This is a genomic window from Paenibacillus sp. D2_2 (genome assembly GCF_031199965.1).
In the GTDB taxonomy this organism is placed as follows: domain Bacteria; phylum Bacillota; class Bacilli; order Paenibacillales; family Paenibacillaceae; genus Fontibacillus.
In genome coordinates, this window is sequence record NZ_CP133605.1 from 130,614 (window position 1) to 143,972 (window position 13,359).

Consider the following 13,359-nt stretch of genomic DNA (forward strand, 5'->3'; position numbering starts at 1 on the left):
ACACACACATATATATTAAATAGAGAGCAATACCGCTTAGGAGAGAAATCTAAAGACATATTTGGATTTGTGAGGGACCGGCCACTGAGGAGCGGCACCGCGCATATTTAATAGGAGGAACGTGGAGATGAACAAGAAAAGCGTACGTGATGTAGAAGTAACCGGCAAACGCGTATTTGTGCGTGTAGATTTTAACGTGCCTATGCAAGATGGTCAGATTACAGATGATACTCGTATTCGTGAGACTCTACCAACGGTTAAGTACTTGATCGAAAATGGTGCGAAAGTAATTCTTGCCAGCCACCTTGGTCGTCCAAAGGGTCAAGTGAATGAATCGATGCGTCTGACTCTTCCAGCTCAGCGCTTGTCCGAATTGCTCGGCAAAGAAGTTGCCAAGGCTGATGAAGCTGTAGGCGATGCAGTTAAAGCAAAAGTTGCTGCTATGAACAACGGCGATGTATTGGTACTTGAGAACGTTCGTTTCTACCCAGGTGAAGAGAAAAATGATCCTGAACTGGCTAAGCAATTCGCAGAACTTGCTGACTTGTTCGTGAACGATGCGTTCGGCGCGGCTCACCGTGCACACGCTTCGACAGAAGGTATCGCTCATTTCTTGCCTGCAGTATCCGGTCTCTTGATGGAGAAAGAATTGTCCGTACTCGGCAAAGCATTGTCCAATCCAGAACGTCCTTTCACCGCGATTATCGGTGGATCCAAGGTTAAGGATAAGATCGACGTAATCGACAACCTGCTTAACATCGCTGACAACGTATTGATCGGCGGCGGTCTGACTTACACCTTCTTCAAGGCACAAGGCCATGAAATTGGTAAATCCCTATTGGATGACACGAAGCTGGACGCTGCTCTCGGATTCATTGAAAAAGCGAAGAAGCTCGGTAAGAACTTCTATCTTCCAGTAGACTGCATCGTAGCTGATGATTTCAGTGCTGACGCTAATTTCGAAGCTGTAGATATCGATAGCATTCCTGCAGATTGGGAAGGCGTTGACATCGGACCGAAGACACGTGAAATTTATGCTGATGTAATCAAAAACTCCAAATTGGTTGTATGGAATGGACCAATGGGCGTATTTGAAATCGACAACTTCGCGAACGGAACCAAAGAAGTTGCTGAAGCTTGCGCAACAACTGAAGGCTACACAATTATCGGCGGCGGTGATTCCGCAGCAGCAGCTGAGAAATTCCACCTGGCTGATAAAATGGATCATATCTCCACGGGCGGTGGCGCTTCCCTGGAATTCATGGAAGGCAAGGCACTTCCAGGCGTAGTGGCTCTGAACGATAAATAAGCTGGTCTAATTTAAGTAACATAAAGGAGTTGAGCCGCATGAGAACACCGATTATTGCAGGGAACTGGAAGATGTTCAAGACTGTTCCTGAAGCAAAAGCATTCTTCGAAGCGGTGAAAGGTAAAGCGGAAGTAGAAGGCGTGGAGAGCGTAATTTGTGCTCCATTTACGAATCTTCCGGCTTTGGTGGAAGCAGCCAAAGGAACGTCGATCAAGATCGGCGCTCAAAACCTACATTTCGAAGATGAAGGTGCATTCACCGGAGAAATTAGCGGAGGAATGCTGAAAGAGCTAGGCGTAGATTATGTCATTATTGGACATTCCGAGCGCCGCGCTTATTTTGCAGAGACCGATGAGATTGTAAATAAGAAAGTACATGCTGCATTCAAGCATGGCTTGACACCAATCCCTTGCGTAGGCGAGAAGCTGGAAGAGCGTGAAGCTGGCAATACGAAGGATGTAGTCAAGGTGCAAACCGAGGCTGCTCTGAAAGGATTGACTGCTGAGCAAGCTGCCGAGGTTGTTATCGCTTATGAACCTATCTGGGCGATCGGAACAGGCAAATCTTCAACTTCCGCAGATGCTAATGAAGTAATCTCTTACATTCGCAGCCTGGTACAAGGCTTGTACAATGATGAGGTTGCTAGCAAGATCCGTATTCAATACGGTGGTAGCGTGAAGCCTGAGAACGTGAAGGAATATATGGGCCAAAGCGATATCGATGGCGCGCTCGTTGGCGGTGCCAGCCTGCAGCCAGCTTCTTATATTCAATTGGTTGAGGGGGCAAAGTAAGATGACGACTCCAAAACCGGTAGCATTAATCATCATGGACGGCTTCGGACTTCGCAAGGAAGTAGAAGGCAACGCAGTTGCTCAAGCGAATAAGCCTAACTATGACCGTTATCTGAAGCAATATCCGAACACTACACTGACAGCTAGTGGTGAAGCGGTTGGTCTTCCTGAGGGTCAAATGGGTAACTCCGAAGTAGGTCACCTTAACATCAGCGCCTGCCGGATCGTATATCAAGACTTGACCCGGATCTCGAAGTCGATTCGCGAAGGTGAATTCTTTGAGAACGAAACCTTGGTGAATGCGGTACGCAGTGCCAAGAACAAAGGTAAGAAGCTTCATCTGTATGGCCTTTTGTCCGATGGCGGCGTGCACAGTCATATTAACCATATGCTTGCGATGCTTGATCTGGCTAAGAAGAAGATATGAATGAAGTTTATATTCATGCCTTCCTCGATGGCCGTGACGTAGCTCCGGACAGCTCAAAGAGATATCTGGAGATTCTAATCAACAAGATCAACGAAATTGGCATCGGTAAGATTGCTACAGTACAAGGTCGCTACTATGCGATGGACCGCGATAAGCGTTGGGAACGTGTAGAGAAATCCTACCGTGCTATCGTATATGGCGAAGGACCGAAATATACCGATCCGATCAAGGCGGTTACGGAGTCTTACGAGAAGTCCGTATTTGACGAATTCGTAATGCCGACGGTCATCGTAGATGAGAATGATCAACCTGTCGGTTTGGTTGAATCGGAAGATTCCGTAATCTTCCTGAACTTCCGTCCTGACCGTGCGATTCAATTGTCCAATGCATTTACGAACGAAGATTTCCGTGGTTTCGACCGTGGACCAAAATGTCCGAAGAATCTTCACTTCGTATGCTTGACGCTCTTCTCGGAGACAGTCAACGGATATGTTGCCTATTCCCCTAAGAATCTGGATAACACATTCGGTGAAGTGTTGGTACAGAACGGTAAGAAGCAACTTCGTATTGCTGAGACCGAGAAGTATCCGCACGTTACGTTCTTCTTTAGCGGAGGACGTGATACTGAGCTTCCTGGCGAGACTCGCGTACTGATCAATTCGCCGAAGGTGGCAACTTATGACCTTCAGCCAGAGATGAGCGCTTATGAATTGGCTGAGGCTTGTGTGAAGGAAATTGAGAAGGATGTGCACGATGCAATCATTCTCAACTTCGCTAATCCGGACATGGTTGGTCACTCCGGTATGCTGGAACCTACTATTAAGGCGGTTGAAGTAACCGACGAATGCGTAGGCAAGGTTGTTGATGCAGTTAAAGCTAAGGGCGGCGTAGTTATTATTATTGCTGACCATGGTAATGCGGATATGGAATTCGACGAGCTCGGACGTCCGCATACAGCTCATACAACGAACCCAGTACCATTTATCGTGACTGACGAGAATGTTGTACTCCGCGAGAGCGGTATTCTGGCTGATGTGGCTCCAACGCTGCTTGACCTGATGGGACTTCCTAAGCCGGAAGAAATGACTGGTCAATCCATGATTGCCAGCCGTAAAGCATAAATATTAGGGTCTTATTGCAAGATACCTAAATATATACCAAAACAAAACAATCAACAAAGGAGATATCTCAATGACGATTATTTCTGACGTATACGCTCGCGAAGTCCTTGACTCCCGCGGTAACCCAACTGTAGAAGTTGAAGTTTATCTTGAATCCGGTGCAATTGGCCGCGCTATCGTTCCATCCGGCGCTTCCACTGGTGCCCATGAAGCTGTTGAGCTTCGTGACGAGGACAAATCCCGTTACCTTGGTAAAGGTGTTCTCAAAGCTGTAGAAAATGTAAATGAACATATCGCTCCAGAAGTTATCGGTATGGATGCTCTTGACCAATTGGGTATCGATAAATTGATGATCGCTTTGGACGGAACTCCTAACAAAGGTAAATTCGGCGCTAACGCAATCCTGGCTGTATCGATGGCAGTAGCTCGCGCTGCAGCTGACGCTTTGGATCTTCCTTTGTACGTTTACCTTGGCGGATTCAATGCAAAACAATTGCCAGTTCCTATGATGAACATCGTTAACGGTGGCGCTCATGCTGACAACAACGTTGACGTTCAAGAATTCATGGTATTGCCTGTAGGCGCTCCTACTTTCAAGGAAGCTCTTCGTACTGGCGCAGAAATCTTCCACAACTTGAAATCCGTATTGAAGGCTAAAGGCCTTAACACAGCTGTTGGTGACGAAGGCGGATTTGCTCCTAACTTCACTTCCAACGAAGATGCATTGTCCTCGATCATGGAAGCTATCGAAAAAGCTGGTTACAAGCCAGGCGTTGACGTATTCTTGGGTATGGACGTAGCTTCGACTGAATTCTTCAAAGATGGCAAATACCATCTTGAAGGCGAAGGCAAATCCTACACTTCTGCAGAATTCGTTGATTTGCTTGCTTCTTGGGTTGATAAATATCCAATCATCACAATCGAAGACGGATGCTCCGAGGATGACTGGGAAGGTTGGAAGCTTCTTACTGAGAAGCTTGGTGACAAGATCCAACTCGTTGGTGATGACTTGTTCGTAACGAACACTGAGCGTCTTGAAAAAGGTATCAACGAAGGTATCGGTAACTCCATCTTGATCAAAGTTAACCAAATCGGTACTTTGACTGAGACTTTCGATGCAATCGAAATGGCTAAACGTGCTGGTTACACAGCAGTTATTTCCCACCGTTCAGGTGAATCCGAAGACAGCACAATTGCTGACATCGCGGTTGCTACGAACGCTGGCCAAATCAAGACTGGTGCTCCTTCCCGTACAGACCGTATCGCGAAGTACAACCAATTGCTTCGTATCGAAGATCAATTGGGTGAACTTGCTCAATACAACGGCTTGAAATCCTTCTACAACTTGAAGCGTTCCTAAGATATAGAGGAATTCAGCTAGTTCCAACATCATAGTCAGTCATAAGAAAGGATCTGTCCGAGACGTCGGCAGGTCCTTTCCTCGTGGTGCAGTTGTTATTCTCTGGGTGTTGTGCTACAATAATAGTGCTGTTTTTATATCTAAATTTAAGTTGGCAGGAAAATAAATTTTGTTTCGTTCTGACTTGGGAGGTGGATTTGGATGAATGTCTTTTTAGAGGTACTGCTCGTTATTTTCTCTGTAGGTCTGATTGTAATTGTATTGCTGCAGGAAGGGAAGAGCGCAGGGCTCGCCGGCGCCATCTCCGGGGGTGCAGAACATCTCTTCGGGAAGAAGAAGGCACGCGGTATGGAACTGGTGCTTGAACGGACCACAGTGGTATTAGCTGCCGGTTTCTTCATTATGGCGATCGTCGTGGCTGTTTTCGCGAAGTAGTCTGTTACTTAACTAATCTAATGAAGGGTTGTCCTTATCGTTAAGATATAAGGGACAACCCTTTTTGTGTATACCGATCCTTGGTGGTTCAGGAAAAAGGGATGTGGAAATCGCATTTCGTGTATACTAGAGTAAGGAGAAGGATTGGAAATTATTTTCTGGTAATGATCGAACATTTAAATACATACCGGTAAATTGGATAGGCCGGCTGAAGGTGGGATTTTATGATAACAGAAGCAGATTTGCTCGCGTTCATGCGCGAACAGGCATATAAACCGATGACGTATCAGGAATTGGAGGAGTATTTTCAAATTTCTGACGCTGCGGAGTTCAAAGAATTTCTGAAGCTGTTGAATCGATTAGAACAAGAAGGAAAAATTGTATTAACAAGAAGTCAGCGATATGGGATTCCCGAACGGATGAATCTGGTGAAAGGGCGTCTACAGGCACATGCCAAAGGCTTTGCATTTCTGATTCCAGAGGACCGCGAGCATCCCGATGTATATATTCATGCCAATGATCTAAAAAGCGCGATGAACGGCGATACGGTATTGGTACGAATCAATTCGAAGAGCGTAGCTGGAGGTAAGCTAGAAGGCGAAGTAATTCGCATCGTTACACGTGCGGTTGTTCAGGTTGTCGGCGTCTTCCAGAACTTAGAGGCTTACGGTTTCGTATTACCGGATGATAAACGGATTAATCGGGATATTTTTATTCCGAAGGAGTCTTTTGCCGGGGCGGTCGATGGCGAGAAGGTTGTCGTTCGTATCGTGAATTATCCGGAGGGGAGATCGGCTGCGGAAGGTGAGATTATTGAAATTCTCGGACATAAAGACGACCCGGGTATTGATATCCTATCGATTATCCGCAAGCATCAATTGCCTGAGGCATTCCCTGATGATGTGATGGCGGAAGCGACGGAAGCACCGGATGAGATTGCCGAGGAGGATATCGTTAAGCAGGGACGACGTGATTTGCGCGATAAAGTAATTGTCACGATCGATGGCGAAGACGCCAAGGACCTGGATGATGCGGTCAATGTGGAACTGTTGCCTAACGGGCATTATAAGCTTGGGGTGCATATTGCCGATGTAGGCTATTATGTCAGAGAAGGCTCCAAGCTCGATCATGAGGCTTATAACCGTGGTTGCAGTGTATACCTGGTAGACCGGGTAATTCCTATGCTGCCGCATCGGCTGTCGAACGGGATTTGCTCTCTAAATCCGAAGGTAGATCGGTTTACGCTGTCCTGTGAGATGGAATTCGATGAGAAGCTGCATGTCGTGAAGCATGATGTTTTTACAAGTGTGATTCGGACAACGGAGCGAATGACCTACACCAATGTCCGCAAAATAGTACTCGAAGAAGATCCAGAGGTGACTGAACGTTATAGCGATCTGGTCGATATGTTCAAGACGATGCGTGATCTAGCGATGAAGCTGCGCTCGAAGCGGATGAAACGGGGCGCGGTAGACTTTGATTTTGAAGAATCAAAGGTGCTAGTGGATGAGAACGGTAAAGTAACTGATATCGTCAAACGGGAGCGTTCGATTGCTGAACAGATCATCGAAGAGTTTATGCTGGCGGCCAATGAGACGGTGGCGGAGCATTTCCACTGGTTGAAGGTACCGTTCATTTATCGGATCCATGAAGACCCTGATCAGGAGAAGCTAATGAACTTCATGGCATTTGCCGCTAACTTCGGTTATGCCGTCAAGGGTGGCAAGAGCAATAAGATACATCCACGTGCTCTGCAGACGCTGCTTGAGGATATACAAGGGACGAAGGAACAGACAGTTATCAGCACGATGATGCTGCGGTCGATGAAGCAGGCGAAGTATGATGCCGAGAGCACGGGGCATTTCGGATTGGCGGCAGAGTTCTATACGCACTTCACATCGCCGATTCGCCGTTATCCTGACCTTGTGATTCACCGCATTATCCGTGAGGTAGTCGAACATAATGGCGTGCTGCCTGCGGATCGGCAGGAGTATCTCGCCAGCCGGATGCAGGAAATTGCGCAGCAATCGTCCGAACGTGAGAGAGTTGCGGTTGAGGCGGAACGAGATACTGAACAGCTTAAGAAGGCAGAGTATATGCTGGACAAGGTCGGGAAGTATTCCCTGGCATGATCAGCAGTGTTACGAGCTTTGGGATGTTCGTTGAACTGGAGAATACCGTTGAAGGTCTGATTCACATCAGTACGATGACGGATGATTATTACCATTTCCATGAGCAACATATGGCGCTGATCGGGGAGCGGACCTCGCGGATCTTTCGCATCGGAGATGAAGTGGAAATCCGGGTGGCTCGGGTAAATATGGACGAGCATACCATTGACTTCGAGCTTGTCGATATGAAGCCGCGGAAGCGGGAGGGCTCTTCGGAGAAGGCGGCGGCGGTCGTGATTCGCGTGGCCCGCGTGACGGATTCAGAGCGGGCAAACGGAGCGGTGGACGAGCTGGTGATGGTGATGGTAGAGGTGCTCGTGCAGGAGCTGGCGGGAAATCGAGTGGTAAGCAGGGAAGAGCCGGCAAAGCTGGTGGACAGACTGGCGGCAAGACCGGTGGCAAGAGTGGTAAAGTAGGTAAAACGGTTAAGTCGGGCGATAAGAGTGGTAAGTCGGGTAAGGGCCCGGCACTGGCTAGCGCGAATCAGGCTGGTTCTGGAGAGAACTGGATAGACAGTATACCTGTTGATAATGGTACGTATAAGGGGAGACGAAGCAAGCGCAAGGGTTCCACTGGCGATGGCGTAGGAGATACGCCTGCGGTGAGCTTTGGCTTCGGCTCCGGCAAGGGTGGCTATGCCGCTGGGTCGGTTGCCGTCAGCCGTGATGGCGGTGGCTATCGAACCGGCGAGAAACGTTCACGGCGTGGACGCACGAGCGAAGAGAACACTGGCGGCGGAAGCGGGGGCAATGTTGCCGATGAGACCGTGACTCCGCCATCGCGTAAGGGGCGTGGCGGCAAGAGCAGTGGCAGCAGTCGCAAAACCAAGTCTGGTGGAAATAGCACCGCCGCCTTCGTACGCAAGAAGAAAAAATAGTCTGATATAGATTGCTTGCTTGTACTTAAGTAGAGCGAATGGAGCCTGGGGGCTACATTCGCTCTTTTAGTTAGTGAGTCGGATATTTGGATATTTGGATATTTGGATATTTGGATTGACCTGTAGTCTCGCTTGAACTGTCCTGTGTAAATGTATTTTTTATTAAAATGTCTTTCAGAAGGTGGACACTTATGTAGAGGTGTGACAAGTAGCTTCCAATGTAGAAGACCATATATATAGAGGTATTATTGTTTCAAGCCCTATATATTGATTTTCTGGATCAGATCTGAATATACCCCTAGTGTCCACTTTTGAAAAGACATTTTTCGAAATTGTCCATGTAGAGGAGACGAAGAAGGGCTCTTGTACATCATAATTGTATATATAACGATATTCATAAATAGATATCTATAATGAAATACTCATTTTATTTACTAATTGATGAATTTGATGTACGTTCTGGTGTACTAAAAGTGAGCGATTGGATGATATATTGTTTTTTCAGTGATTGTGAAAGTAATTTGATTCAGTGTTATTAGATTTAAGCTTTATCGGTGATGATGGGGAACGGGGCGATTTCTTGATTTTAGCCTGTAGAGTTGGTACAATAAATCTCTAGTGTACTTGATCGAATGGGTTGAACGATGAGGAGGAGAATGGACATGGGTAAGAAAAATGATGGCAAGGTTTTGGCGCAGAATAAAAAAGCTTCCCATGACTACTTCATTGAAGAAACCTTTGAGGCAGGTATGGTGCTGACGGGCACGGAGATTAAATCCGTCCGCAATGCCCGGGTGAATATTAATGATGCTTTTGCGACGATTCGTAATGGTGAGATTCATATTCATAACATGCATATTAGCCCTTTTGAGCAGGGAAATCGGCATAATCCAACGGATCCGACTCGTGCTCGCAAGCTGTTGATGCATAAGGTACAGATTAATAAGCTGCTTGGTCTCTCCAAGCAGGAAGGCTACTCGATTATTCCGCTGAAGATTTATGTTCGCAACGGATACGCGAAGCTGTTGATCGGACTAGGTAAAGGTAAGAAGCAATACGACAAGCGTGAGGCGGCCGCCAAGCGGGATGCACAACGCGATATTCAACGTATTTTACGAGAGAAGCAGAAAGTGGCAAGATAAACATTTATGTCATTGGATAGGCTATTTATTGCCTGTTCTTCCTTCAAGTCCATAAGCATTACGGATTCGAAGTGTGTTATACTAAGTGATGTAAGCAAGTAATGATTTTTTTAAGCACCTTTGCCGGATACTCTTGAGATCCAGCCTTTATAATACGGGGGCGTTTTTGGATTCGACGGGGGTAGTTCGAGCATGGGTAGCGGGTAGTGGGGACGCGTCCGCTTCATCAACGCTAAAGCCTATTAAACGGCAAACAACAAAACAACTTCGCATTAGCAGCTTAATAACCTGTTAGCGAGCTCCTACCCTGCATCGCCCATGTGCCGGAATAGGGGCCCAACTTTAGTGGGATACGCTGTCACATCTCCGCCTGGGGTGTGCTGAAGAAGACAATCAGGCTGACCTTAACGATAGCCGGTTACGGGGCGCTTGCTAAGGTGACATCAAAACTGTGACTACACCCGTAGACACCTATGTGGCGTTGCCTTCGGACAGGGGTTCGACTCCCCTCGCCTCCATTGTGAAAACCCAGTCCTGATAAGGGCTGGGTTTTTGTTATACCCAAAAATGTAGACAGATTGTAGACATCAGAAAATATACTATTGTTTTATCGGCTATGTTGTAGACAATTTGTCTACAACATTTTTGGTATCGGTTCTAAACACACGTTGACACGGCTGTCAGGATAGAAAGAGGTTTTGGTTTTGAGGGTGTCTAGTGCGAAATGAAGTTGTTTTATGTTCTCTATCGCAAAAGGTAAATTGCTAAGACCAATGTTTGCGAGGAATTCCAACTCCAATGTATATATTTTTTTTGGCATAAAAAACAGGCATACCACTTGGGCATGCCTGCTAATGTAGATATTATAATTTCGAGTGCTGTAATATAATTTCAGCAGCTCGTAGGGAGACAGTTACGTTCTGGCTAGTTAGTGCCTCTTCTAATACTTGAATGGCTTTATCAATTAGGTGTTCAACATTAGGACCAGGCAATTGCTCAGAGTCAATTAAATCTGTATCACCTATAATTTCAGCAATTAAGGGTAGATGCTTAGTGAGATCAGCAGTTGCTCCTGGGAATCGAAGAGACTTTAACAAAGCTTCTGGTAATTCATTTCGTAAGACAGGTTGTTTATCAAAGAACCACTTTACCCCGCGCTGATGAGGGAACCCAATACCATCTTGATCTACGTCTAAATGTGACTCATAAATATAGTTACTGTTAATTTCCGCAAGGTAAACATCGCGAGCGTTTTCATCAGGAACAACAACGAGGTCCCCAGAATTCATAAATCGAACTAATCTCTCGACATTGCCAATACCTGACTCCCAGTTTTGGTTTTTTGGTGCATTTCTGAGTCGTTCACGAAGTTCATCATTAGAGAGATTTTCTAATGAACCGCCTACTGGGTATCCAACAGCTATTCTGTTGTTGTCCAAAAAGTATTGCATTTGATTTGTACCGTGAGGCATTGGGCGAAGTAGCCATAATTTAGTCATAGATAACACGCTCCTAATGTGTTTTTTATGTGCACAGTTCTGATTCACATTTAAAATATATCATGACTTTAAATCGCTTGTCAAATGTGTTTATTATGATCACAGATGTGGATCACATTCATTAAAGAATTATTATGTCTCGTTCATAAAGCTATCATCGGAAACAATTACATTAGATGAATTAGCAAGACAAGACTGGTAGAAAGGAGCTTATGAAATCGAAGAGATTATAGTGTTTGATGGGCGATACTCGGGTGATATCATAACCGTGACTACACCCCTCGCCTCCATCTTGAAAAACCCGACCTTATAAGGTTGGGTTTTTGTTTTGATTGAAAATTGTAGACGAATTGTAGAAGTAGGGTCATTTGACTTCTTTTTTCTGAAAATATTGTAGACAACTCGTCTACGACTTTTATAACTGCACACGACTTTTTTGATAAGTTGTCATAAACTCTATACGGGAACATGGGTTATTGGTTCACTCTACCGCAGCAGGCCGATATCTTGTGCCACGGCGACGCAAATATAATCAAATACGCCGATGAATACGTGAATTGTTTTCTATACAAGGAATATAGATCGAAAGTGAAAGCATTCAAAAAATGGTTGAAAACAGAACTCCATCGAAACGTGAAGGAATGGATCATGAGTACAAACCTGGAATGATGAAATGAAGAGCCGTATGCCTTAATTGGGTTCGTACGGAACGGATCTGTGAGGCTCATGTCTACTAGACTGGACTAGCTTAAATTACTGAATAGACCCTTGATGAGTGTAATGTGGTCTGCTAATTGAGGTTGCTACATTCTTTTATATCGAAAAACTCTTTTGCGGTTATTTAGGTTCTTTTGTAACATTTTTTAAAATCAGATCCTATGTCCTTAATTTTGCAATTTTTATTGTTTGGAGCTAAGAAAAGCTAGTTATATTCAATGTGGTAATTATTGATTAAAAGGAAAATATAGTCTACTCTGTAGAGGGTGATTTGTGATTGTTATGAATTCTAGGGGGGATTTGATTGAAAACCCAATTTATCGATTTATGTTCTTTAATACTAGGATGTAAACCTTTAGAAGGGGATATTGGGAATTACAAAGATCGTATTTTAAATAAAGTTAAGCAATATAATAATAAATTTAACTTACGAGGAGACAATGAATTCAGGGGCCATGATGGCGAAGTTTTGGTACCGCCAGTTCCGTTTGCGAGTACGGGAAAAATTGTAAAATCGCCATTGTCGGACTCAATCCAAAGTTTGACAAAGGAGATGCAGCTGAAGAGAAGCTAGAAGCTGGTATTGAATGGGATAGTTACTCTGAATTTTATACCACATCACGCACGTTTAGGTATGTAATGGAACAAAGGGGATCAAGATATTATACGAACAAAATCAAACTATTGAATGCTTTGAAAACAAAGAAAGTACAAGGTATCAATGATATCAAAAGGTTTTATAATAATAGGAATCAATATACCATTTTTTCGGAGTTAACTGATAGAAATCCAATTCTCTTTGCAGAATTTATTCCGTTTCACTCGAAAAAATTTAGTATTAGTCCATCTAATATGGAAAGGGCTTATAATTCTGATTCTCTTGGTTTTGGTCATTACTTCGATGGAATTATTGAAGTAATAAAAAATTCATTGGATACAAATGGATTAATTATCATGGATGGAAGCAAACCATCAGAGTTATTTAAGAAGATGAAGGAGAAAGAATTAGAAGAACTATACTTATGCGAAAAATATGGTATTTACGAATGGGCAGGTAAGAAGGTGTTACTTACTAGCGGTGTCATTTTCGGAATGAGTTCCCCATTTAATAACCATGATTACATACAGGAAATGATTGATAAACTATTTGAGATTTGTCCCGAATTTGTAATGCTGTAACTAAGTAGGGTAAGGAAAGAAAAGAAAAGTATTAAGTAAAACTCTTGGATAAATTTTCCTGTATCACCAGTGAAGTCTGCATTCGAACTGGGTACCGTCTGAAAGAAAGGATTCTAAAGGTAAGGAAGAATATTATGTGCTACGATTTAATTGGACACAACTTAAGTTTCAGGCTAATTCCAGCCTGAAACTTTTTTATGTTGCGTTCCCGGAGGCACGTATTATCTAGTTGGTGAAAGTCATACTGAAGGAGGAGCCTAGGATATCTGCGTATGGCAATGTCTGTGTTTAGGAGCGTATCGATGAAGGTACCTGTCAGACGGGGTGAGCA

The 13,359-nt window shown here is 44.6% G+C and carries 8 protein-coding genes, 1 other RNA gene and 2 pseudogenes; 10 read left to right on the forward strand and 1 reads right to left on the reverse strand.

Features of this window, described 5'->3' with window-relative positions:
• The first annotated feature begins 127 nt into the window (after positions 1–127).
• The 8 genes and pseudogenes from RE628_RS00690 to ssrA all read left to right on the forward strand — a co-directional run bounded on the left by RE628_RS00690 (position 128) and on the right by ssrA (position 10,154).
• Positions 128–1,309: a phosphoglycerate kinase gene (locus RE628_RS00690; RefSeq protein WP_309156942.1), complete on the forward strand. Its 1,182-nt coding sequence runs from the start codon at positions 128–130 to the stop codon at positions 1,307–1,309.
• Positions 1,310–1,347: 38 nt separating this feature from the next.
• The gene (gene tpiA / locus RE628_RS00695; RefSeq protein WP_309156943.1) at positions 1,348–2,100 is read left to right on the forward strand and encodes a triose-phosphate isomerase; all 753 of its coding nucleotides are present in this window, start codon (positions 1,348–1,350) and stop codon (positions 2,098–2,100) included.
• A gap of 1 nt (position 2,101) precedes the next feature.
• Positions 2,102–3,648 (forward strand): annotated as a pseudogene (gene gpmI, locus RE628_RS00700) (2,3-bisphosphoglycerate-independent phosphoglycerate mutase).
• A 70-nt stretch (positions 3,649–3,718) separates the two neighbouring features.
• A complete protein-coding gene (gene eno, locus RE628_RS00705) occupies positions 3,719–5,008 on the forward strand; it encodes a phosphopyruvate hydratase (RefSeq protein ID WP_309156944.1) in 1,290 nt (429 codons plus the stop codon).
• 201 nt (positions 5,009–5,209) lie between these two features.
• Positions 5,210–5,443 (forward strand): preprotein translocase subunit SecG, encoded by a 234-nt coding sequence (gene secG / locus RE628_RS00710; protein WP_309156945.1) that lies wholly within the window; start codon positions 5,210–5,212, stop codon positions 5,441–5,443.
• A gap of 224 nt (positions 5,444–5,667) precedes the next feature.
• Positions 5,668–8,491, forward strand: a pseudogene (gene rnr / locus RE628_RS00715) (ribonuclease R).
• Positions 8,492–9,153: 662 nt separating this feature from the next.
• Entirely contained in the window at positions 9,154–9,633 is a 480-nt protein-coding gene (smpB, locus tag RE628_RS00720) for an SsrA-binding protein SmpB (RefSeq protein WP_309156946.1), read from the forward strand.
• Between the two features lie 156 nt (positions 9,634–9,789).
• Positions 9,790–10,154, forward strand: a transfer-messenger RNA (tmRNA) gene (ssrA, locus tag RE628_RS00725).
• A 342-nt stretch (positions 10,155–10,496) separates the two neighbouring features.
• Here ssrA and RE628_RS00730 read toward each other — a convergent pair.
• Entirely contained in the window at positions 10,497–11,132 is a 636-nt protein-coding gene (locus RE628_RS00730) for a DUF8426 domain-containing protein (RefSeq protein WP_309156947.1), read from the reverse strand.
• 1,021 nt (positions 11,133–12,153) lie between these two features.
• Here RE628_RS00730 and RE628_RS00735 point away from each other — a divergent pair.
• Both RE628_RS00735 and RE628_RS00740 read left to right on the forward strand, forming a co-directional pair.
• Positions 12,154–12,423, forward strand: coding sequence for a hypothetical protein (locus RE628_RS00735; protein ID WP_309156948.1), 270 nt, complete (start codon positions 12,154–12,156; stop codon positions 12,421–12,423).
• A 110-nt stretch (positions 12,424–12,533) separates the two neighbouring features.
• Positions 12,534–13,028, forward strand: coding sequence for a hypothetical protein (locus tag RE628_RS00740; RefSeq protein WP_309156949.1), 495 nt, complete (start codon positions 12,534–12,536; stop codon positions 13,026–13,028).
• Positions 13,029–13,359 lie beyond the last annotated feature (331 nt).